This is a genomic window from Sporosarcina sp. FA15 (assembly GCF_051550195.1).
GTDB classification, from domain to species: domain Bacteria; phylum Bacillota; class Bacilli; order Bacillales_A; family Planococcaceae; genus Sporosarcina; species Sporosarcina psychrophila.
The window spans coordinates 2,870,309-2,894,214 of the sequence record NZ_CP188818.1 but is presented as its reverse complement, the minus strand read 5'-3'; the positions used below and the strand labels follow the sequence as shown (position 1 = coordinate 2,894,214).

17 protein-coding genes and 1 riboswitch are annotated in these 23,906 nt (G+C 39.7%); of the genes, 12 read left to right on the top strand and 5 right to left on the bottom strand.

Going from position 1 to position 23,906, the window contains the following annotated elements; translation table 11 throughout:
- The first annotated feature begins 15 nt into the window (after nt 1–15).
- A complete protein-coding gene (locus ACP8HG_RS13610) occupies nt 16–927 on the top strand; it encodes an aminopeptidase (RefSeq protein ID WP_438296777.1) in 912 nt (303 codons plus the stop codon).
- 760 nt (nt 928–1,687) lie between these two features.
- Nucleotides 1,688–4,732, top strand: a complete 3,045-nt coding sequence (locus ACP8HG_RS13605) for a hybrid sensor histidine kinase/response regulator (protein ID WP_438296775.1) — start codon at nt 1,688–1,690, stop codon at nt 4,730–4,732.
- A gap of 51 nt (nt 4,733–4,783) precedes the next feature.
- Here the strand turns inward: ACP8HG_RS13605 and ACP8HG_RS13600 are convergent, their stop codons facing one another.
- Together ACP8HG_RS13600 and ACP8HG_RS13595 are read right to left on the bottom strand one after the other, a co-directional pair.
- Nucleotides 4,784–5,944, bottom strand: a complete 1,161-nt coding sequence (locus ACP8HG_RS13600) for a response regulator (protein WP_438296773.1) — start codon at nt 5,942–5,944, stop codon at nt 4,784–4,786.
- Nucleotides 5,945–6,093: 149 nt separating this feature from the next.
- A complete protein-coding gene (locus ACP8HG_RS13595) occupies nt 6,094–7,230 on the bottom strand; it encodes a DUF5050 domain-containing protein (RefSeq protein WP_438296771.1) in 1,137 nt (378 codons plus the stop codon).
- A 397-nt stretch (nt 7,231–7,627) separates the two neighbouring features.
- Here ACP8HG_RS13595 and ACP8HG_RS13590 point away from each other — a divergent pair, with 397 nt between their 5' ends.
- Together ACP8HG_RS13590 and ACP8HG_RS13585 are read left to right on the top strand one after the other, a co-directional pair.
- Nucleotides 7,628–8,245 carry a class D sortase gene (locus ACP8HG_RS13590; RefSeq protein ID WP_255428509.1) on the top strand — a complete coding sequence of 206 codons (618 nt, stop codon included), beginning with the start codon at nt 7,628–7,630 and terminating at the stop codon, nt 8,243–8,245.
- 139 nt (nt 8,246–8,384) lie between these two features.
- Nucleotides 8,385–14,507: a SpaA isopeptide-forming pilin-related protein gene (locus ACP8HG_RS13585; RefSeq protein ID WP_438296769.1), complete on the top strand. Its 6,123-nt coding sequence runs from the start codon at nt 8,385–8,387 to the stop codon at nt 14,505–14,507.
- Between the two features lie 288 nt (nt 14,508–14,795).
- Here the strand turns inward: ACP8HG_RS13585 and ACP8HG_RS13580 are convergent, their stop codons facing one another.
- The 3 genes from ACP8HG_RS13580 to ACP8HG_RS13570 are packed head-to-tail and all read right to left on the bottom strand — an operon-like array spanning nt 14,796 to nt 16,833.
- Nucleotides 14,796–14,924, bottom strand: coding sequence for a hypothetical protein (locus ACP8HG_RS13580; RefSeq protein WP_342539108.1), 129 nt, complete (start codon nt 14,922–14,924; stop codon nt 14,796–14,798).
- Nucleotides 14,925–14,980: 56 nt separating this feature from the next.
- On the bottom strand, nt 14,981–15,625 hold the full coding sequence (locus ACP8HG_RS13575) for a response regulator (RefSeq protein WP_187045830.1): 645 nt from the start codon (nt 15,623–15,625) through the stop codon (nt 14,981–14,983).
- The gene (locus ACP8HG_RS13570) at nt 15,625–16,833 is read right to left on the bottom strand and encodes a sensor histidine kinase (protein WP_438296767.1); all 1,209 of its coding nucleotides are present in this window, start codon (nt 16,831–16,833) and stop codon (nt 15,625–15,627) included. Before ACP8HG_RS13570 ends, ACP8HG_RS13575 begins: the two co-directional genes overlap by 1 nt.
- 52 nt (nt 16,834–16,885) lie before the next feature.
- Nucleotides 16,886–16,967, bottom strand: a riboswitch (cyclic di-GMP riboswitch).
- Nucleotides 16,968–17,565: 598 nt separating this feature from the next.
- Here ACP8HG_RS13570 and ACP8HG_RS13565 point away from each other — a divergent pair.
- From ACP8HG_RS13565 to ACP8HG_RS13530, 8 genes are all read left to right on the top strand, one after another.
- Nucleotides 17,566–18,180, top strand: a complete 615-nt coding sequence (locus tag ACP8HG_RS13565) for a CalY family protein (RefSeq protein ID WP_342539105.1) — start codon at nt 17,566–17,568, stop codon at nt 18,178–18,180.
- Nucleotides 18,181–18,341: 161 nt separating this feature from the next.
- Nucleotides 18,342–19,169: a SipW-dependent-type signal peptide-containing protein gene (locus ACP8HG_RS13560; protein WP_438296764.1), complete on the top strand. Its 828-nt coding sequence runs from the start codon at nt 18,342–18,344 to the stop codon at nt 19,167–19,169.
- Nucleotides 19,117–19,728 carry a signal peptidase I SipW gene (gene sipW / locus ACP8HG_RS13555; protein ID WP_438296762.1) on the top strand — a complete coding sequence of 204 codons (612 nt, stop codon included), beginning with the start codon at nt 19,117–19,119 and terminating at the stop codon, nt 19,726–19,728. Before ACP8HG_RS13560 ends, sipW begins: the two co-directional genes overlap by 53 nt.
- Nucleotides 19,729–19,761: 33 nt before the next feature.
- Entirely contained in the window at nt 19,762–20,685 is a 924-nt protein-coding gene (locus ACP8HG_RS13550; protein WP_438296760.1) for a hypothetical protein, read from the top strand.
- A 147-nt stretch (nt 20,686–20,832) separates the two neighbouring features.
- The gene (locus ACP8HG_RS13545; protein WP_438296759.1) at nt 20,833–21,411 is read left to right on the top strand and encodes a class D sortase; all 579 of its coding nucleotides are present in this window, start codon (nt 20,833–20,835) and stop codon (nt 21,409–21,411) included.
- Between the two features lie 415 nt (nt 21,412–21,826).
- Nucleotides 21,827–22,249 carry a hypothetical protein gene (locus ACP8HG_RS13540; protein WP_340740687.1) on the top strand — a complete coding sequence of 141 codons (423 nt, stop codon included), beginning with the start codon at nt 21,827–21,829 and terminating at the stop codon, nt 22,247–22,249.
- 39 nt (nt 22,250–22,288) lie between these two features.
- Nucleotides 22,289–23,062, top strand: coding sequence for a LeoA/HP0731 family dynamin-like GTPase (locus ACP8HG_RS13535; protein WP_340740686.1), 774 nt, complete (start codon nt 22,289–22,291; stop codon nt 23,060–23,062).
- Nucleotides 23,063–23,128: 66 nt separating this feature from the next.
- Nucleotides 23,129–23,746: a hypothetical protein gene (locus ACP8HG_RS13530; RefSeq protein ID WP_438296756.1), complete on the top strand. Its 618-nt coding sequence runs from the start codon at nt 23,129–23,131 to the stop codon at nt 23,744–23,746.
- Nucleotides 23,747–23,906 lie beyond the last annotated feature (160 nt).

Genomic DNA, 23,906 nt, shown 5'->3' with positions numbered 1-23,906 from the left:
AAGGGTGGAGAAAAATTGAAAGACTTTCAACAAACGGTCGCAACGTTAATGGTCAATAACTTCTCGGTCGATAAAACCGTCAATATTCTCGTTCTCACGGATGTCAGCACCGAAAAACTGGGTAAGAAGTTCATTGATGCACTGGAGAACGACGGATGGCAAGTGAGTTCGCTTGTCATGGAAGACAGAACAAAGTCGGGCGAAGAACCACCGGAAGCGGCTGCGAAAGAAATGTTGAATTATGAACTAGTGTTTTGTTTGACGAAACATTCACTGACACATACTGTCGCACGAAAAAACGCAAACGCAAAAGGTATCAGTGTCATTACGATGCCAGGCATTACGGAAGATATGTTCCTGAATGGGGCGATGGCTGCCGATTACAGCGTAGTGGAACAAGAAACAAATGAAATGACTGCCAAACTAACAGCTGCGAAAAAAGTAACAATTCGCACGGGAGGTCAATATGAATTGGTCATCCCGATAAACGGAAGGAATGGTGTTCCAAGTACGGGGGTATTCCGAGAAAAAGGGGCTTCTGGCAACCTTCCATCAGGGGAAGCTTACATTGCACCAATTGAAGGAGCAGCCGAAGGGACAATCGAAATAAACGGCACGATTTCTACCATAGGATTACTAGAAGAACCAGTCATCCTATCGATTGAAAAAGGTAGGTTAACGACTGCAAGCGGCAAAAATGGTGAAAAGTTGCTAGAAATACTGGGCGAAGGTGACGGACGACTGCTTTGCGAATTTGGTATTGGCACGAACTACGCTGCCCGTTTGACGGGCATTATACTGGAAGACGAAAAAGCCTATCATACGATACATGTGGCATTTGGCTCGAATCATACGTTTGGCGGCACCATCAAAACAAATGTGCATATTGACTGTGTAACGAAAGAACCTATTGTAGAGTGGGATTGAGTGGATAATAGCTAATCATACATGATATAAAAATGAAACAGCTCAGAGTCAGTAACTGAATCTGAGCTGTTTTGAATGGAGGTTTTCAAAGGTAGAGGCTGTCAGAATATATAAGACTGTCGCCCGATCATATCCCAGGGCGAGCGATCATATAACACTGCCAACCGATCATATCCCATGTTGACCGATCGTATATCCCGTCCAACCGATCATATTCCATGTTGAGCGATCATATAACCCGCTTAACCGATCATATCCCATTTTGAGCGATCATATAACCCGCCCAACCGATTATATCCCATTTTGAACGATCATATAACCCGCCCAACCGATCATATCCCATGGCGAGCGATCATATAACCCGCTTAGCCGATCATATCCCATGTTGAACGATCATATATCCCGTCCAACCGATCATATCCCATGTTGAATGATCATATATCTCGCTCAACCAATCATATCCCATGGCGAGCGATCATATCTCCCGCTCAACCGGTCATATAACATATCATTCTTGCTAGCCGGCCTACTGCCAAAAAAGTCCATCTGCTATAAAGAACTTGTATATCACTGATGATCTAACGCACTCCAAAGAGTTTGCAAATGAAATACCCAGTAGCGTCAAAATGGAGGGAGTCACTATAATATTACTTACACACTGCTATATCTTGCCCTTGTAATCGTGTTCTTCACACATAGGAAACGAGAGAGGTATGACTGTAAGAAGGAATTAGCTTATCAAACAGCGAATCTAACTATCATGAATAAGAAAAAAATGATTATAATAATCGGTTTATTTTTACTTTTACTTACGAGTTTTAGGTTACTTTGGCTCAATCATTATATGACGTCAGATTATCCTTACGCAGAAGGGGGAATCCTTGATCTTCGGGGTGTGGAGTTGCCAGATGATAAAGCAATCACGCTGAACGGTGAATGGGCTTTTTTCGGCAATCAATTAATAGCGCCGGAGAGCTTGACGAAGCAATTCTCTGGCGCTAAGCAACAATGGATTAGAGTTCCTGGAGATTGGGTAGAAACAGTATCTGACGATAGAAATATACCGTATGGATATGGAACCTATCGCCTTCAGATTTTGCTGGATGGACAATCCAAGCTGTACACCATGAGTTTTAAAGAAATTAAATCCAGTGCAACAGTTTTTATCAATGGTGAAAGAGTGGCAGAAATGGGACGCGTGGCTGAAACTGTCGAATCAGCTATTCAGGACTATCGCCCATTCGAAGTATCCATAGATGGCAATCTTAAAGAGATAGACCTGATTATTCAAGTCTCTAATTATAACGTTGGCCATTCAGGTGGAATCGTGAAATCGATTAAATTCGGGAACTCTGCTTCCATGAAAAAAGATCAAATGATGTCATCTTTGATGCAATTTATGTCGGCAACAATACTGTTTCTTCATAGCATTTATGTATTAGTCATCTTTCTTGTATTTGTCAGAAAGAGAGAATTGGTTTTTCTCTCCATTGTATTTTTTTGTGCGACAGTTTCAGTTCTTGCGGATGATGATAAAGTATTACTTTACTTATTTCCATCCATTAGCTCGGGGATGTGGGCGGAAATCCTTTATCTTTCATATGCGAGTAGCGCATTTTTTCTGTTGCAATTTTGCAGGCCAATAATGACGAGACATTCAAATAGTAAAGCTCGAGTATTTAACCTATATAGGGTTTTAAACCTCGTATATTTATTATTTATTGTTAGCGTACTGATAGATTTCAAGATTGTAATTAATCCGTTTTTCTCAGTTATTATGCTTCTTATCCCGATGATTATTCCACTTGTAATATTGAAGAAAGTAGCAGTAAGTGAAGCGGGGATTATCTATCTGCTTCTTGCTACAATCAGCATTGCTTCCAGCGCTATTTGGGGAGACATAAAAAATAAGCTATCTGTTTCATTACCCTACTATCCGATTGACATTATATTGGGTGTCATATTTTTTGCGGTATTCTGGTTTAAACGTTTTTTCCTCGCTACAGAAGAAACTAAGAATCTGGCTGGAAGGTTGCAGAAAGAAATTGAAAGAAAAGACGAATTCCTTGCCAATACATCACACGAATTAAGAAATCCACTTCATGGAATCATTAATATGTCACAAGCAATTTATGACAATGAAAAGGATGATTTGACTGAAGAAAGTAAACAAAACCTACGAATACTGATGACAGTCGGTCGGCGTATGTCGATGATTCTGAATGATCTACTTGATATTACTAAACTAAAAGAAAATGGAATCCGATTGCAAGTTAAAGAAACAGACCTTGCATCCGTCGTATCTAGTGTATTTGATACGCTTGGTTTTATGAAAGAAGGGAAAAGTATTGTATTTGTACAAACGATTCCCGAAACATTTCCGAAGATAGAAGCTGATGAGAATCGCCTATTTCAAATTCTATTCAATTTAGTTCATAATGCGGTCAAGTATATGAATGAGGGAGAAGTCGTAGTGTCTGCGGAATCCCAAAAAGAAATGGCGATTATTCATGTACAGGATAATGGAATTGGTATGGATGAAGAAACGATGAAGTCCATTTTTTTACCATATGAGCAGGCGGATTCTGATATGACAGCGATTGCTGGTGGAATCGGACTTGGACTAAGTATTTGCGAACAGTTAGTCAAACTGCATGGAGGATTATTATCCGTCAAATCGTCTGTAGGGAAAGGTTCTACATTTACTTTTACACTACCAATTTCAGCAAATCAAACGAGTGACCCTCTTGTACGACTAACTGTAGTGGACGTGACTAACGGGAATAAGAGGACAGAGCAGATTATGACTATAGGATTTCCACGTATATTAGTTGTGGATGATGATCCTCTTAACTTGGCGATTGTCGAGCGAATTTTAGTAGCTGAACAGTTGGAAATCATTACATGTACGAGTGGGAAAGAAGCATTGGTTTTATTGGATAAAGGAAAGTGGGATCTTGTTATATCGGACGTAATGATGCCAAGCATGTCTGGGTATCAGCTAGCGCAGAAAATACGGGAACGGTTCACGATTTCAGAACTTCCTATTTTATTATTGACAGCTCGTAGCCAATTAGAGGATATTCAAACTGGTTTTCAATGCGGAGCAAGTGATTATGTTACTAAACCCGTAGAAAAAATTGAATTGGTGTCACGCGTAAAGGCTTTAATCGATTTGAAAACGTCTATTGGCGAACGAGTTCGAATGGAAGCAGCCTGGCTGCAGGCACAAATCCAGCCTCATTTCTTGTTTAATACATTAAATACGATTGCGGCACTTAGTGAAGTCAACGCTTCTAAAATGGTGGAGTTATTGGATAAATTCGGCGATTATTTGCATGCTAGTTTTGCCAGCCATAATCTAAATCCAGTTATCCAATTAGAAAATGAGTTGGAACTTGTGCGTTCGTATCTTTTCATCGAACAAGAACGGTTTGGAGAACGATTGAATATAGAATGGGAGGTGGAAAAGATACCAGCTATTGGAATTCCTCCACTTTCAATTCAAACAATCGTAGAAAACGCCATTCAACATGGCGTATTAAAGCGTCCAGAAGGTGGAACTGTTCGAATCCAGGTTATAGAACGGCCGGAAGTAGTCGAAATTACAATTCTAGACGATGGGGTAGGAATACCAGAAGTGAAATTGAAAAATTTACTGATCCATCAGATAGAAGGACATCGGGGAATCGGTTTGCTTAATACCGATAAACGACTTAAACAGCAATACGGAAGTGGAATTGACATAACAAGTGTACCCGATGTGGGGACCACCGTTAGATTTATCGTGCCAAAAGAAGAATAGTAAGGAGAAAACGCCGCTGTCCATGGTATGACAGCGGCGTTTTCTCCTTAACTAATTTGTAACTAGAATCGATTCGTAGAGTTCTGTTGTTGCACGACCTGGCGAAATACCGAGATCCTCCTGTAACTGGTTTTTGAACTCATGATAGACATTAACGGCATCACCACGGTTACTAACGGTAATGTAGTAGCGCATAAGTTGCTGTAAAGCATGTTCCGAGTAAGGATTATAGGTGAGTAGAATTTGTAAATAGTTCTGTTTTTTATCCAATTTTTCATTGTCGGTATAGTAATCAATCATTTTTTGCAGAAGCCGTAACAGTTCTTGGCGAATACTTTGATTTTTGACTGCAGCCCATTCATATCCGTTTTTTCCCATATAATCACCGCTGTATTGCTGAACGACATGCTCGAATAGCTGTATAGTATTATGATTTACAGAAGTATACATAGCTATTGTCTGTTCTAATTCAATTACATCGCATTGAAAATCATAAAGTTCTAAAGTATAGTTTTGATTGGAAAAAGTTAAAGAACCCGGATAACCCATAGAATCTAACGTTTTTCGCAAATGTGAAATAGACGTATGGAGTAGAATCTTAGCCTTTGGATATTCGGTGTCTGGCCAAAGTAAATTGATAAGGAAGTCCCTATTTACATAAGTGTTAATATTCGTGACGAGGAAAGCAAAAAGTTCTTTTACTTTTGCTGTTTTCCATTTTACTGGTTCATTATGACTGAAGACAGCAAACTCATCAAAACAGACAACTCTTAGTTTTGAGGAGATATCCTGATCAGTGGAAGATGAGATATCATTTACTCGCAGTTGTTCTTGTATGCGGGTTACAGTTTTTTCAAGACGTTCTTTCATAATTGGCTTTAATAAATAATCAATTGAATTCAATTCAAAAGCTTGAACAGCATAATTTCGATGGGCTGTAACGAAAACAATGTAAACATCTTTGAATTGCTCTTGAATTAGTTCAGCTAAATCCAATCCGCTAAAACCGGGCATTTCAATATCCAAAAATGCTACTTGAAAATTAAGATGTTTCATTTCTTTTAAGAAATTACCTACATTTAAAAAGGTCTTAACAACTTCGACAGTGCCCAATTCACTTAGCTTGATTTCCATATGTTTCAAAGCCAATGGTTCATCGTCAACTACAATCGCGCGTATGATGAAATTACCTCCTTTCAGTGTAGGAAACACGTCATTCTATTAACTCAAGATTATCATAGTTTTGGAATATATAACAAATCTATATCTTCAATGCTATGCCAGTACGAATAAGCATTCTAGTCAAACTAAAAAGATACCATAAAAAAACTCCTAATCGGCTAAAACCGATTAGGAGTTTTTTATTTTATCGTCAATTTAAGAACTTTTTTAGTTTTGGAATCAGTATAGTGAAGCTGGTTGTTCACAGCGACTAGATTGACTGAATGGATGGAATTTAGTTGTTGAGGTTTGGATCCATCGATTTTCATCTTATACAAGAATCCACCTTTCGAATAATTACTGAAATAAATCCAGTCATCGATAATGGCGAAATAAGGAGCCTTTACATTGTTAACTTTTTGCTTAGATTTTCCGTCTTTCTTAACTCGATATAATGTATCCTTGTCCGAAATACTGCTGTAGTAATAGTGTCCTTTGAATTCGATCATCGAGCCAAAGTCGTTCAAGAAACTGTACGTTTTACTCTTGGCAATTGGCCAATCCGCCTCGTTCCATTTATGGTCTTTTCGCAGTTGATCGGCAGAGGCTAGGAAGTATTTATAACTAATAGTACCTTTTACATTCGGAACGGGGTCGTCCCAGGTAATGTCCATGAAGTAATACTGTCCGTTTAGATTGACTAAGTTCCATGAATGCTGACCGCCATTTCCATATCCGTCAACATAGTAATTTTCAATACCAAGACGATCAAGTAGAAGTTGAGCAGCTTTCGTATATCCATCACAAACGGCCACACCTTTAATAAGTGCACCATAAGCTGTAATGGAATCAGAAGGGATGGTGTTATTTTGAAAGTTCTTGTAATCATAAGCAACATTCAATACTAAATAATCGTGAATGGCTTTTACTTTATCAAAATTTGTGAAGCCGGGCTTGATAATTTGGGCAAGTACCTTGTCAACCTCTTTTGAAAGAGCTGCTTTGTTCTTTTTTATTGTGCTAACAGGGAGTGAGTACGAAAACTCAATGTCACCATTTGACCATGACATTGCCGAATCAAAATAAAGAATTTCAGGATTTTCACGTACTACTTTTTGAATAAGGGCGTCAACTTGTGTATATGAAACTTCTGCGCTATCAAATTGCCCAGTACGTTCATTTTTTAACAGAGAGGAACGAATTGAGTTGTATGAGTCCGCTACTACAGTCGTTTTAAGTCCAGGATTTTCATTGCTAGCAGCTTTTACAGTGATTGAGTAACTAGCGAATGACAGTGTGATGAATAAGAATGTGAAAAAAATAAATATTTTTCTCAATGGAATCCCTCCAAATTAAAGTGCGCCATTTTAACTATGAATATTGCTTTTAACTCTCTTAATCCAATTACTGAATTAGGACTTTAGTTTATTAACTGTGATTAATAATAGTATACCATAATGCCTGAGTGTGAGATTGATAAAGTGTTGTTAGCACTTCAATAATTAATGTTACGAAACTGTACAACGTCCCGAGAAGACCAAACAGCAATCTTCAAATTCAGGCGTAGTCACTACGAAAAGACGTTGGCTATTGAATGTTTAAGAGAAGTGTAAGAGGTTGTAAAGCGTTCTATAAGAGGGATTCCATATGATAAATTAAGAAACGTTTGCCAAGGGGCTGGGAAAAGTCTTAGCGTACGTTCACTTTTCATGTCCACTAAAGGAGCGAATAGGATTGCGGAGAATTATAGGCGTTCTATTGATGGTCATTGGCTTAGCGGTTGTATTTTATCCGCAACTTGAAAAACAGCACTATGATCGTGGTCAGCAGCAGCTGGTAAGGAGTTTTGAACAATTAGGCAATACGGAACAAATTGAGCATGCCTCCAATCAATATGAAGATACACTCGCGGTGCAGAAATACAATGAACCAACTGGCGAGAAATCCAAATTATTGGAAGGAGCTCGCGGAATTATTAATATTAACAAAATTGACCTTGAAATGATTATCTTTGACGGGACGAGCCCCGAAACGCTCAGCAAGGGCATCGGCATGATAGAGCCTAAGAAAGAATTCGGCGTCAACAACATTGGTTTAGCTGGACACAGAGCTGTAGCGAAAGGGAAACAATTCAATCGTATGAATGAATTAAGGATGAACGACGAAATTCAAGTGACCACACAAGAAGGTACATATGAATTTGTCATAGTCGACTCATTTATCGTCCATCAATCGGATGTGTCCGTCCTCGATGATCAAGAAGGACCATTTCTCACACTGGTCACTTGCACACCGCTTGGAGCAGTTAACCCGCCGAACCGATTGATTGTTCAGGCGGCACTAAAGAAGTAGTAGTTTCAAAAATCATAAATTAATATTTATAGAAATTGATATAAATATATTTATTATGAAAAGGGGAATTGGGTATGAAATTTCGAAATGCCTATTATTGGGCGGACAAGTCGAATAACAAACAGATAGGGGGGATAGCGTGAAGAAGTTAAATATATTTGCCTTGATTTTACTGCTGATTGGGCAAGCTATTTTGGGACCATTGGCTTCCGCAAGTGCAAACGAATTCAGTGAAACTGAACTGAATGAGGATAATCAGATAGTTCAAGTTGAAGCTGCCCAGGAAGATGTTGGGGGAATAGAACCAGAGATAGAACCAGATGAACCAGTAACAGAAACAGAAGTAACTCCTGGTGAAGATGAAGAAGGTGCCGAAAACGAATCTCCAGAACTACCAGAAAATGAAGTGCCGGAAAATGAAGTACCAGAAGATGAATTGGGATGTGAAGAAATTGCCGAATCCCCAGAATGTGAGAAGCCAATAGAATGCGATGAAACCGATGAACTATTGGAATGTGAGGACTTGGAAAAACTACCAGTAGTAGAAGAAAGCAAAGCGGCAACGGAAATAGTAGATAATATTTTAACCGGTTTCAAATTAGCATATGAAGATAAGGATGGGAATCCAATTGATAACCCAGGATTCGACTCACTAATCTCGGTCGATTATACATGGACACTTGAAGATGGTCATGGCTATAAAGCCGGATCTACATTTACATTCAATCTCCCAAAAGAACTAGAAGTTTATAACATTGTTAATAATGAAGAAATGAAATCTAACGGTGAAACAGTGGGGTATTTCAGTATTACACTCGATGGGGTAGTCACTGTAACGTTCACGGACTTCATCGAAAAATATTCAAATATCAGTGGCACTATTCAAGTTTGGACAGAATTAAGTGAAGACATTATCGTTACTGAAGAAGGAACGATAACAATCACGCCTATAGAAGGTGGAGCTTCAATAACGATCCCTCTAACCTTTGAACCGGGTGGGCCTGCTGTTGAGAAAAGTGGGTTACCTAACAAAATCTATAATTCTGAAACAATTGAATGGACAGTCGATTTTAATAAAAATCTGAAAAAAATTAATAATGCAATCCTTAGCGACCCAATACAGGCCGGTCAAGCATTTCAAGCAGATTCTTTAAAGCTGTACCATCTCAAGGTTCAATTGAATGGTTCCGTAAGTCTTGGAGAAGAAATGGATCCGAGTAAGTATACGGTCGGAACAACAGCAGATGGTAAAGATTTTATAATTGATTTTAATGGAGACATTAGCACTGCATATCGAGCCGTGTATACGACAACGATTACAGATCAAGATCAAGCAGTTTTTTCAAACACAGCAACGTTGTTATCGGATGGCAGTGATGTTGGAGAAGCAACTGCAACTGTTAGTGTTAAGCGAGGCCAGCCGTTAGAAAAACGGTCAAGTCACTATGATGTTAAGACTCAAACAATCACATGGGAAATTAAATACAACTACAACGAAAAGGACATTGCCCAAGCGGATGCATTGTTGAAAGACTTCTTCAATGATAGTCAGGAGCTTATAGACGATTCTTTTATCATACAGAAAGTAACAATCAATGAAAGCGGCGGCGAAGCTGGAGTTGAAGAGTTTACAAATTATACTGTTACTCCAAAATCTGAAGACAATAAAAACGGATTCGAGTTTCAGTTCAATGAAAATATCAATTCAGCTTATAAAATTATCTATAAAACAAAAGCAACTGACCGTGTGTTTGAAGGGGATAAAATCACCAATACGGTCACTACTGGTGACCTGTCGAAAGGTGCAGACAGGGATATTAACCAACAAATCTTGTTTAAATCTCATGGAACACCCAATTACAAAGACAAAAGAATTGAATGGGCAATTACTTTCAATCACGACAGTCATGAAATGAATAATGTGAGATTAACGGATATCTTTACAAATAAAGGCCTTACATTGGATCCGGAGAGCATTATTATTACGAGCGATGTAGGAACATTAATAAGCGGTACAGATTATGAACTCACAATAAACGAACAAGATGAGTTTGTCATTGAGTTTAAAAACACGATAACGAAACCACATACCATCAAATATACAACAGCTTTTGATTATGAACAGCGAGCAGATAAAAGTAAGAATTATTTACAAAACAAAGTAACGCTTCATTGGAAAGACAAAGATGGCAAAGAGCAAACAAAAGAAGCGGAGTCTAAATTTACTCCAGACGGTTATACACAGTCCAACGGTTTTAAAAATGGTTCATACAATGCCGTGACGCAAGAAATCACTTGGAATGTGGGTGTGAACTATAACCTTAAAACTCTTTCGAATGCTTCTGTGGAGGACTTCATTCTTGGGAATCAAAAACTATTAAAAGATTCGATTGAAGTTCATGAAATGACTCTTACAGGTGGGGCGAATGGAACAGAAGTTAAAGAATTAATTCAGGGATTGGATTATTCAACTAGTTGGATCGAAAAAGATGGAAATCCAGGCTTTCTAGTTGAATTTAAGAAGGAAATAACGAAGCCGTACATGATTACGTATAAAACAAGCTTGAAAGATTTAAATTTCGTCGAAGCTAAATACGATAACACAGCAACCGTTAAGAATGGCTCGGATAAAGAAACAGATCTTACAGCATCCGTTTCAATTCCACACGGTGGAAAATACACAGCTAAATCCGGTTTGCAAAATGGGAAAATCATTGATTGGAAAGTCGACATTAACTTTGCTCAATCGAAAGTTTCGAATGCGAAAGTTACCGATATGCCAAGCGCTGACCAAGCGGTTTTAGAGGATTCAATACGGTTATATGCTGCGAAAACAGATTCAGCTGGCGCAATAACTAAAGGTGCAGAATTAACAAAAGGCACAGACTATAAAATCGATTTCAATGAAAGTCACGAACCTTATGCATTCGAACTTTCATTTGTAAATGAAATTAGTGAACCGTATATTTTGGAATATCAATCATTTATTCTAAAAGCACCAGCAAGTATTACAAATAAAGTTTCATTTACTGGTGAGCATGTTGCTTCTGAAAATGAGGAAACGACCAGCACAATCGAAGTGAGAAAAACTTCGGGTATGGGAGATGGCTCAGGTGAATTAGGACGCCTACAACTAACGAAAACAGATGCTGTAACTGGCGAACTACTTGACGGTGCTACATTCATATTGAAAGACAAAGATAGTGGAATAACTATTAAAACAGGAGTTACTGATGAAAATGGAGTCGTCACATTCGACAGGTTACTCTGGGGTGAGTACCTCTTGGTAGAGACTGAAGCTCCAGAAGGATATCTTGAAAATGAAGAAGTGATGCCAATTACAATTAATAAGGCATACGTCGATGGAGATGCAGAAAAAGTAGGGAACCATGAACTTGTTACGAACAAAAAGATTGTGCGAGCTGTTCAATTAGAGAAAGTAGATAGCGAGGACCATAATAAGAAGTTAAAGGGAGCCAACTTTATGCTGGAACGAAAAGATGGTGATCAGTATAAAACAGTTGGACTTAAGACGACGAATGATGATGGGATAATTCATGTGGAAAATCTTGAAGCAGGAGAGTATCAATTCGTCGAGATTATCGCTCCAGCAGGTTATCTAGTAGATGATACGCCAATCCAATTTACAATCGGAGAAAACCAACTTGAAGTTCTGAAAGTTGGACCGGTAACGAATAAGATTATTAAAGGGGCAGTCGAACTTAAGAAGGTCGACAAAGAAAATACGGAAATCACGCTTGAAAATGCAGTATTTGAGTTGCAAGATGCAACTGGAAAAGTGCTTGAACAAGGTTTGACAACAGATAGCGACGGAAAAATCATTAAAAATGGTTTAAATCCAGGCAGCTATCAGTTTGTTGAAACGAAAGCGCCATTCGGTTATAAGCTAGATCAGACACCAGTTCCATTCAAGATTGTACAGTCTCAAAATACGATTCTTGAATTGACAGCAACGAATGTAATGATTTTAGGATCCGTAGTCCTCACAAAAATTGACGAGGACAATTCCGAAACAACATTGGAAGGCGCAATCTTTGAATTACAAGATGCAACAGGTAAGAAAATTCAAGGTGGAATTTCAACGGATCAAGACGGTAAAATCACTGTCCCTAACTTAAAACCAGGAGCTTATCAGTTCGTAGAAACGAAAGCACCTGCGTACTATCAACTCAATCCAAAACCGATTGTCTTCAATATTGAAATTGGAGCAACTTCAATTACAACATCAGTCGAAGCACCAAATAAATTGGTAACTGGTTCAGTTGAATTATCGAAAGTCGATAAAGATAATGCTGAATTGGTAATAGAAGGTGCAGAATTTGCACTGCAAGATACTGATGGGAAAGTACTTCAATCGGCATTGAAAACTGACAAAAATGGCAAGTTGCTTGTTACTGACTTGAAACCGGGTAGCTACCAATTCGTAGAAACGAAAGCACCATTCGGTTATGTGTTAGATGAAACACCAATTTTGTTTACAATTGAAAAAAGTAAAACAACAGCTGATGTCAAAGTGGTGACAGTCAAAGCAGAAAATGAATTGACGACGGGCTCTGTAGAGTTAACGAAGGTCGACAATGAAGACCCGACAAACACATTGTCAGGTGCAGAATTTAAATTGCTAGATATAGAAGGTAAAGTACTAGAAGAAGGCTTACTAACGAATGAAGTAGGTAAAATCGTTGTAGACAACTTGAAACCTGGTAAGTATCAGTTTGTCGAAACAAAAGCACCTTTTGGCTACGACTTAGACCCAACTCCAGTTGAGTTTACGATTGACAAAGGTCAATCTGAAGTGCTCCAGATTTCAACAGACAATAATTTGACGCGTGGCTCTGTTGAACTCGTTAAAGTGAACAGCGATAACAATGCAGTCACTCTAGCGGGTGCAGAGTTTAAATTGCTAGACGAAAAAGGTGAAATGCTCCAAGAAAACCTACCAACGAATGCTGATGGGAAATTGGTTGTAAATGAATTAAAACCAGGAAAGTATCAGTTCGTGGAGACGAAGGCGCCTTTTGGCTATGAATTAGACGATACACCAATTAATTTCACGATTGACAAAGGTCAAACTGAAACGCGTGGATTGGAAATTCCGAATACGATCATTAAAGGCTCAGTTGAATTAACGAAATACGATAAAGACAATAATGGTGCAATTTTAGCAGATGTTGAATTTGAGTTGCAAGATGAAAAAGGTAACGCGATTCAAGTAGGATTGGTAACGGATGAAACTGGTAAAATTGTTGTAGACGAATTAAAACCAGGTAACTATCAGTTTGTAGAAACGAAAACACTATTTGGTTATGATCTGAATGCAACTCCAATCAAATTTACAATTATCCTAGGGCCAACTGCTATAGAAACAGTGGAAGCCTTTAACGAATTAACAACAGGTTCAGTTGAACTTACGAAGCGTCCCGAACATAATGGGAATGGAACACTTGCAAGTGCAGTCTTTAAACTGCTAGATGCAAAAGGCATCACGCTGAAAGAAGATTTAACGACGGATAAAGATGGTAAACTAGTTGTAGATAATTTAAAACCAGGGAACTACCAGTTCATCGAGACAAAAGCTCCAACTAATTATATTCTAGATACTACACCAGTAAAATTTGAAATTATTAAAGGTCAGACAGTTACGGTACAGGTAATTAAAACAAATAAATATAATCCGTATTATCCACCGGTCGACCCAGGCAAACCGAGCGAACCAGGCAAACCGAGCGAACCAGGCAAACCGAGCGAACCAGGCAAACCAAGTGAACCAGGCAAACCAAGTGAACCAGGCAAACCAAGTGAACCAGGCAAACCAAGTGAACCGGGCAAACCAAGTGAACCGGGCAAACCAAGTGAACCGGGCAAACCAAGTGAACCGGGCAAACCAAGTGAACCAGGCAATCCAGTTGAACCAAGCGAACCGGTTGAACAAGAGAATCCGGGCGTACCGGGTAACCCAAGCAATCCAAGTAACCCGAGCAATCCAAGCAATCCAAGCAATCCAAGCAATCCAAGTAATCCAAGCAATCCAAGCAATCCAAGTAATCCGAGCAATCCAAGCAATCCAAGTAATCCGAGTAACCTAAGTAATCCCGATTTAGTGACTCCAAGTAAAAAATTACCTCAAACGGGTGAAGCATTCCCAATCGGTTCAATGGCGACCGGTTTTGGAATAATTCTACTTGGAGCTTGGATGTTCTTTAGACGAAAAAAATCTCGCAAAACGCAAAGTGAGATTTAACAATAAGATAGCCCTATGCAAAACCAGTTCGCTTTAAAGGGACTGGTTTTGTTTTTTTGTTGAATTTTAGTAGGACAAAGAGCTTTATATAGGAGAATTATTCCGCATGACAACATTCAGAATACCCGAAGTGCGAATGACCATTCGAATCCGTCGGCCGACCAATCATATATCCCGCCACCCAATCGTAACCGCCGGGTTGCCGATCATATATCCCGCCACCCAATCATAAACGCGGGGTTGCCGATCATATAACCCGTCACCCAATCATAACCGCCACGCAGTCGATCATATATCCGGCCATCCAATCATAACTGCCGGCCTGCCGATCATATATCCCGCCACCCGATCATAAACTGTCGCCCACCCGAGCATATAGTATTTCAACTGATCGTATCTTTCCACCACTCTATCCAACAGAAAAACTCCCACGAGGTTACTAATCGTGGGAGTTTTTAGCGCTAAACATACATTCAATTCACACTATACGCCACCAAGCCCTTAGCATTGGCATACAATGCCGCGTTTGTTCGATCGGCAAGATCTAACTTTGCTAATACCTGACTGACATGTTTTTTTACAGTAAACTCTGTAATATATAAAGCCTGTGAAATTTGTTTATTTGAATGGCCCATCCCGAGTTCGAGTAATATCTCCTTTTCCTTCGGTGTTAGCTGTTCGATATGCCTATCATTTTCAAAAGGGCTTTCCTTCGATTTTATCACCAAATCAAACACCCCTGGATCATAATACTTTCTACCTCTGCCGATAACTCCGAGGGCATGGATCAGTTCTTCAGGTAATGCCTCTTTTAATATATAGCCATCGACACCTATTTCTTTTGCCTGTTTAAAGTCGTGCTCTTCCGTCGATGAAGTTAGCACGACGAATTTACAGGTTATTCCTTGTTGTTTCGCTTCCGAAATTAATTCCAAACCAGATTCATTTCCCAAGCGAAGATCCACTATCGCCAAATCAGGTGTAGTGTCATGGAATAGAGTTAGCGCGTCATTTCTATTTGCTGCTTCACCTAGGATTTCAATTGCTCCATCTATAGTAAGGATAGATGTTAATCCTTTTCTTACTAATGGATGATCGTCGACAATAACAATTTGCATTAGCCAATCACCTGGACCTTCTCAAGTATTTTTGCGGTTGGAATTTCGATTTGTATTTCTGTCCCTATCCCGTGTAATCCACTTATCAAAAACGTTCCTGCAAAAGTACTTACAAGACGTCTCATATTGAAAAGACCGATTCCTTTTTCATGCTGGCCTTCGGATATGTGCGAATTAATTCCGATTCCATTATCATGAATTTCCAATACAGTTTTCTCGTCCAGTATAGATAATCTGAGTTCAATAGCCGTGCACTGGCCATGGCGAACGGCATTTCCGCAAGCTTCACAAATAATTCTATAGAGTGCTTGTTTTAGTTCGCTTGATAGTAAAGCTTCATCACCCGTTATCTGATAATCAATTCGTATATCACTTAACCGTGCATACTCGTCAAAATAGTTTTGCAGCCCAACTTGAAAAAAATTTTCGCCATTCTTCGTCGAGTTGAGACCGTATATCGTCGACCGTAGTTCCTTTAGTGTAGTGTTGGCAGATTGTGAAAGAAATTGATATTCATCATTCAACTCAGTACTTGTCATGCCTTTACTTTTTGTTTGTAAACTGTGCAGAGAATATACAATACCGACCAATCTTTGTGAAACACTGTCGTGAATTTCATTGGAGATACGATTCTGCTCCTTAATTACAATCATTTGCTCCTTCATTGAATCTGTATGAATTCTTTCGAGCATTATTTCACTAAGTTCGGCTAAAAACTCAAATGGGCGATTAAAGAGCAATGTTTCTCTAGACTCACTTGAACCGGAAATCTTAACTCCAATCACACCAGTAGTAGTGGAGGTTCTAATTACTTTCATACCGTACCAATCCTCGTTAATCTTACTGACAAACAGTTCTTTCTCCAGGCGTATAGTATTCCATTGTTTTCTTAGGCTAGTTTCAATGTGGGGATTACTCGTAGAAGATGTTAGGTAGCTATTTTGATGATTTATGTCGGTCAACCAAAAGAATGCTTCTCCACTATGTGTAAGCTTGATGATAGCTGCCATTATTTCATTCATTATAATTTGAGGGCTTGAATTATCCATTAGGTGGTACAGCGATATACCGTGCTTCAATGTATCTAGATAGGTATCATTCGTTTCGATTGGTTTATTAGTAGCGCATGCTTGTACCAAATCCAAAGCAGAAGCTTTCTGAGTGTATCCTTCTAATATATCAGCTAGAATCTTTCTGATTTTTGTCACACCCTCTCATTTCATAATAAAAACCCAATCAACTTGAACATAATGTCCAAGTGTAATTAGGTCGGTTGCACCAATAACTCCATACATCCAAGGTGCCCATATAGAGGATGTATTTCACAGTTTCCGTAAATTATATTCTTTTATATAGTTCAGTATAACCAAATTACATTGAATATGACGTCATCTCCTGCGGTTGAAGAGGTTCTTTTTTTTTGTTATTAACTTGTATTTTAGCGAATTAAGACTTTTCAGTTACTTGTTACCTATCAGTAAATCAATATTAAAGGTTACTTCTATAAGATAGAGCTATTACTTCCGAGTGAGCTATTCATTAACAGAAGTAGAAGTGAACTGGTACGAAAGTGCACCGACTCTACACTAAGGTGGAAAACCGGGGTAGACAAACGATATCAGAAAATCACTCTTTAGAGTGAGGATGCCCGCAAGGAATACTCCTATACTAAAAGTAGTTACAAAAATGGTAACGAGCCGAAAAAAGCATTGGAGGAGATTTCCATGAAAAAGTATGACACCTACTAAAGGGGTGTCAAGGATCACAACAGCTGCCAAACTATGAAAATGGTGCATGCAATCAAGGCTACTTTATCAGGTGAAAATGAACTCATACCTTAGATCGAAGAAGAAAATAATTTCTTCCAAGTCGCAGGGAAGAACAAAGAACAAGCATTCAATAAAAGCGAAAAAATACAAACTAATTGGAGGAAATTAAAAATGGGTATTAAACAGAAGCTAGCAATGGGTATCGCAACTGGGGCATTGGCTGTAAGTATGATCGGTGGAGGAACATATGCTTATTTCAACGATGTGGAAACAAGCACGAATACATTCGCTGCCGGTACACTGGATTTATCACTAAAGCCTGAAACAATTATCGATGTAAAAAACATTAAGCCTGGTGACTGGATGAATCGTGATTTTACATTGAAAAATGACGGCACACTCGACATATCCAAGGTATTACTTAAGACAGAGTATTCAGTAACAGACAAAAATGGTGATAATGTAGAAAACTTTGGAAGTCATATCCGAGTTAACTTCATGTGGAACCACGATAAATCAATCACGGGACCGTGGACTGGACTGGACAACGTGGTTTACCAAACAACTCTTGCTGAGTTACAGGGTATGACACCAGATGCCGTTGCAAATAAAGTCTTTGTCCCATACCTTGAAGAAAAAGGCGGTTTAAAAGCCGGCAATTCTGACACGCTGTCCGTACAATTCGAATTTGTCGAGAACGACAAAGATCAAAACGAATTCCAAGGTGATTCTTTAGAGCTTAAATGGACATTTGATGCACAGCAGACAAAAGGGGAAAAGAAATAACATATATCCCGGGAGGAGAGCACTTCTCCTCCTTCCTTTTATTTCATCAATCAACCAATGCTCTTCCTTATATATATTTCTCAACATATAACTCGATTTTATGTTTTGAGGAATATACGTAAGAAAAATCCAGTGGTAAAAAATCGAAAGGCGGGATCAGGTTGAAAACCAGCCGAAGGCGCAAACGTAGGAAAAAGCATCAAGGTCCATTTCTGACTTTAAAATTGGCACTCATATGCTATTTAGTCATCTTTAGCATTAGTTATATTTCGTCTGACACATCCGCATATCTCAGTAGCCAGTCGGAAGTCTCCCAGATGATCACTGCCGGATGGGAAGTCCCGGTTGTACTTATGAATCAATGCGGTGAGGAAATTGAAAAGGATGCTGTAACGGGTGAGGAAATCAAGATCGACCGTGAGAACATAGATAATAAGCCTAAGGAAGAAAACGATAAGGACACGGTATCGGGTGAGGAAACCGAAGTCGACTGCCTGGACAAAGATGATAAGTCTAAGGAAAAAGAAGAACAGGATGCTGCACCAAGCGATGTCGACTGCAAGCGCGAAGATGATAAGTCTGTTGGAGAAAACGAACAGGATGCTGTATCAAGCGAGAAAATAAAGGCCGACTGCAAGAATATAGATGATGAATCTAAGGAAGAAATTGAAAAGGATAAGGTCATAGAAGGTGAAGATGATAAAGCAGATTCGGATGCTAACAAAGAGAACGAGCAGCAGAAGCCTGAAGATGACGGTCAAAAACAGCCGGACGGCAAGGATGGATCTGTTGATGAATCTACTGAAAAGAAACCGGAAGAAAAGGATTCTATAGAAAGTAAGGTTCCAGAAAATAACTCTGAAACAAAGAATGAAGCTGAAGTGAACGCTGTCGTAAAACCAGAAAATAACACAAAGAAAGTAGAAGGTGATACAAATGAGAGAGAAGAAATTAATGAAAAAGAAGAAACGAATGAAGAGGATAAGTAGCATCGTCTCAGGCATATTGATGGTTCTGCTGATTAGTGTAGCTTCCATAGTGGTCTTCACGAAAGTCTCAGGCGGCGAGCCACAACTTTTCGGTTACCAATTAAAAACTGTTCTGTCGGGATCCATGGAGCCGGGAATCCTAACAGGCTCGATCATTGCCGTAAAGCCGGCTGAAGATAAAACTAATTTTAAAAAAGGCGACGTCATTACATTCCAAGAAGAAGAAAATATTTTGATCACACATCGGATTACTGAGGTAGTCAAAAGTGGAGACTCCGTACTTTACCGGACAAAAGGCGACAATAACAATGCAGAGGACATGAATCCAGTTCTGTCTGACAATGTAGTAGCGGAGTACACTGGTTTTACAGTGCCTTACGTAGGGTACTTCATTAACTTTACCCAGTCGAAGAATGGTGCGTTTTTGCTATTAATACCCGGATTCCTGCTGCTTATCTACTCGGGGTTTACGATTTGGAGAGCACTTGGAGAAATCGAATTGGCTCCGAAAAAAAAGGTGAATATAGTGAGGGAAGATGGCGGAGAAAGTTCTTCCTGAATCAATCGCTAAGATATGTAAGGAGGCATTATCATGAGCAAACTGTTTCGACTTTTTCCGGTTCTTCTATTGATTAGTGGAATCTGTTTCTTTCCTATGACGAGCGTATTAGCAGATGGTGAAGACAACACGGGCAAGGGTGATATAGACATCGGCATTTCACCAAAAGATACGTTATTTGAAATCAGCAATATGAAGCCTGGGGACTGGGCACCTCGGACCATTACAGTCAAAAACTTAGGTAGCAAAGATTTTGCCTACCAAATGCAGTTAGAAAACAGTGGAGAAAAAAAGCTGTTCAATGAGCTACTGCTGGAAATAAAAGCCGACGACAAGGAATTGTATCAGGGGAAATTGGCTGCATTTAAATCTCTGCCCGCAAGAAAACTTACACGCGGCAGCGGGGAGAATCTGGACATCACTATTCGTTTTCCGGAGCACCTTGGAAATGATTTTCAAGGCCTTGGGGCGGCATTTGTTTTCACTTTTACGGCGGAAGGAAGAGATAACCCGGGGAATGGAGGAGGCGATAACCCAGGGGACGGAGGAAGCGATAACCCTGCGAATGGAGGAAACGATAGCCCTGCGAATGGAGGAAGCGATAGCCCTGCGAATGGAGGAAGTGATAACCCTGCGGAGGGAGGAAGCGATAACCCTGCGGAGGGAGGAAGCGATAACCCTGCGGAGGGAGGAAGCGATAACCCTGCGGAGGAAGGAAGTGATAACCCTGCGGAGGGAGGAAGTGATAACCCTGCGGAGGGAGGAAGCGATAGCCCGGCGGTTCAAGTCACAATACCAGGACAGATCGACAGCGGCGTTCCAACAACAGCCGGGTTCAACTTGCCTGCCACGTCAACAAATATATTTAATTTGATGTTAGTTGGTTCTGTACTTGTGGCAGGTGGAATTGTGTTGATGATCATCAGGCATTACAGAAGGATGAAAATAGCTCAATAGACACGTAAATGACTCAAATGGCTAATTGGTTAAAGAGAAACTTTTGAAAAGCTGCCTGTGCATGGCGTATCATGCCTTGGTAGCTTTTCTGTTTTTCGTGAAAATGAGATGAATCAACACATCCTTTATTAGCTGGAGGTGATGTAATTGCTGAAAAAAATGGCTGTGATTTTGCTGGCGGTTGGACTATTTTTGATAGGCTACGCCAGTGTGCAGCTAAAATCCGCACAGCAGTCGGAAAAAGCCGCACTGGTTCAGGCAAAGGGGGAGTTGGAAAAACAAAAAATAAAGTCACCCCAGCTTGAGTCATCCCATCCCGACCTGTCTTTTCAGAACGGTCAAACAATCGGCATCCTGCAAATTCCCATTATCCAAAAAGAGCTTCCCATTGTGGAAGGGACGGATGACGATGCTTTAAAGCAAGGCGTTGGTCACTACACAGGCACCGTTTATCCCGGGCAAAAAGATCAAATTCTGTTATCGGGACACAGGGACACCGTGTTTACTGGATTGGACAAATTGCAAAATGGCGATACAATCATTATGGAAATGCAGCATGGTACCTTTACATATGCCGTTGTGGATACGGAAATTGTAGATGCAAATGATACAACAGTCATCCGTTCTACAGCACCGGAAGAAATGCTGACTTTATCCACATGCTATCCATTTCGGTATATCGGCAATGCACCGCAACGGTATATTGTTTATGCGATACCGGAGTGAAATGAGAACCTACAAGACTTCGTTATTCAAAAAAGTATGGAAAAAATCCAGCCAAGTACGTGATTGGTTGGATTTTTGCATGCTTAGCACAGAATACTGTCGCTATTTCTTCTCACATCGATAAGAACCTAGATCTATTACAACTGCCCATCGATTAATCAATATCCAAAGTTACTTCTATAAAATAGAACCAATCATCGAAGTAGAAGCGACCTGGTACAAATGTATACCGACACTACACTAAAGTAGAAAACCGAAGTAGACAAACGATACCAGAAAAGTACTCTTTAGAGTGAGGATGCCCGACAGGAATACTCCTATACTAAAAGTAGTTACAAAAAAGGTAACAAGCCGAAAAAAGCATTGGAGGAGATTTCCATAAAAAAGTATGAAATCTACTAAAGAGGTGTCAACGATGAAAAAAAATCTGGTGTTTGTTCTGGTGTTTACTCTCTTAATGGGCGCAGGAACCATTTATGCAAGTGGCAATCCAGGACAGAACCTTTCCGAATGGTATAAGAATGCATTCCATAAAGAAAGCGAAAAGTTGGGTGCAGCTACTGCAACCGGTATGATATTGGTCTTGAAAGAAGTCAATGTTTTTGTGAGAGATTCAAAAAAAAGCATTGATTATGCATTGGCAAGTTTCCGCGACGATAAGGTGAAAGAAGCGGAGTCCGGCATCGAAAAGTATCAGGCTGACACGATAAATAGTCTGAACGCTACGGTTAATAAACTTGAAAACGTAAACTTCAATGATTACGTGGACAAGCAGAACATTGAAGCACAAATTGATCAGGAATTCGAAAAGATGGTAGAAGACGTATTTAGCGAATAAGCACTCATACAAACCAATATGATAAAAGGGGATAATTAAATGTTCAAAACAGTAAAAGGTAAAGTAATCGCAGGAACAATGGTATTTGGACTCGTAACAGGTGCAGGAGTAGCGTTCGGTGCAACAGATGCAGGCACAAACCTCAAAAATTGGTATGACGGGCAATTTGGGAAGGCATCCACAAATGTAGCAGGACAAGTTGCAGCATACGCTGGCGGTAAAGTTGACGGATTGGCGGTTGAATATAATGGCTTGAAAACAGATGCTACAAACAGTATTAATGCAAAGGGCGTAGCCCAAGCAGGTGTAGCAAACAAAAATACTGAGAAACTAAGCCGAGAACATATTGATGCAATAAAAGAAGAACAAGCACATATCAACACTTATTTGTCTGGTCAATTTGATAGCTTATCAAATTTTGCTAACGGTTTAATTAATCAAGCTGGTGATGACGCCCTTCAATATGCGAAAAATGATTTAGGGGAATACACAGGAGCTGCGGGAAATGCCGCGAATGAAAAAGTTAAAACGGACGTAAAAGCCGTAACTAATCAAGCTGTTAAAGACTTGGAAGATACAATTAATGCGGCGAAAGCAGATCTTCAAACTAAATTAGATAAGGAAACGGGTTTAACAGTTACTGAAATTAAAGGTTTAATCGACGCGAAAATCAATGAACTTCGCACAAAAGTTACCGATTTGAAAGATGGCTTGGTGAAGGAGCAGGAAAAAATTATTACAATGACAGCAAAAGGACTTCAACTTGAAGCTGAAAAAGCAATGAAAGCTTTGGTTGATGGCATTAACAAATAATACTAATATTCAATAAGGACCTCGTCTGGTGAGGTCCTTATTGTTTTAAATGGAGGTGTAAATAAGTTGGGCAACAGTTTTAAAAAGATAGGCCTATTACTCGGGGCTCTCCTGTTAACGATTGGTCTAGGAAGCGGCATGAATAATGCATTTGCTGGCGAGGATGCCGGGAGTTCATTAATAAATTGGTTTGGAGCCAAAAGGACGGCATCCGAACAGGAAATATCTGCAGCAATCACTGAAGAAAAAGACAAACTTATGGGCGAGTTGAAAATAGCTTTGCAAGAAGCTAAGCAAAGTGCCGAAGACGAATTGGCGAAATTCACTGAAGAACAAAAACAAATCCGTACAAGTGAATTGCAGAAATTCGCCGCTAATTTAAAAGCGAATATAGAAATCGACCTCACTAAAGAAAAAGAGGCGATTATTGCCGAGTTGGATGCAGAACATAAGCAAGCCATCGAAGACTTGGAAAACCCAGCGGCTCCAATCAATCCAACACCAAAACCAGGAGTAAAACCGGAACCAGCCCCAGAGCCGGGGGCAGAAGTGAAACCGGAGCCAACGCCAGAACCTGAATTGGAGACACAACCAGTGTTGCCATCTGAATCGGATACAGAACCGAAACCCGAGCCAGCATCTGAACCGGAAACAGCGCCAATAACGGAGCCGACTTCAGAATAACTTGCAGGCGCGGGTTAGTGACAATGAATCCCTGCAAATCAGAGGCAATCAAGCTTTATTGGACGACAAAAATCCAGCCAAGTACGTGATTGGCTGGATTTCTGTATGTTTATCACCTAAAACTATCCCTATTTCTTCTCACCAATCATAACCGCCCTGC

What these genes read in the sequence shown, in the direction of transcription:
- ACP8HG_RS13605 (WP_438296775.1), top strand. Translation starts at nt 1,688, where the DNA reads ATGAATAAGAAAAAAATGATTATAATAATCGGTTTATTTTTACTTTTA.
- ACP8HG_RS13575 (WP_187045830.1), bottom strand. Translation starts at nt 15,625, where the DNA reads ATGCAAATTGTTATTGTCGACGATCATCCATTAGTAAGAAAAGGATTA.
- ACP8HG_RS13565 (WP_342539105.1), top strand. Translation starts at nt 17,566, where the DNA reads ATGGGTATTAAACAGAAGCTAGCAATGGGTATCGCAACTGGGGCATTG.
- sipW (WP_438296762.1), top strand. Translation starts at nt 19,117, where the DNA reads ATGAGAGAGAAGAAATTAATGAAAAAGAAGAAACGAATGAAGAGGATA.
- ACP8HG_RS13550 (WP_438296760.1), top strand. Translation starts at nt 19,762, where the DNA reads ATGAGCAAACTGTTTCGACTTTTTCCGGTTCTTCTATTGATTAGTGGA.
- ACP8HG_RS13540 (WP_340740687.1), top strand. Translation starts at nt 21,827, where the DNA reads ATGAAAAAAAATCTGGTGTTTGTTCTGGTGTTTACTCTCTTAATGGGC.
- ACP8HG_RS13535 (WP_340740686.1), top strand. Translation starts at nt 22,289, where the DNA reads ATGTTCAAAACAGTAAAAGGTAAAGTAATCGCAGGAACAATGGTATTT.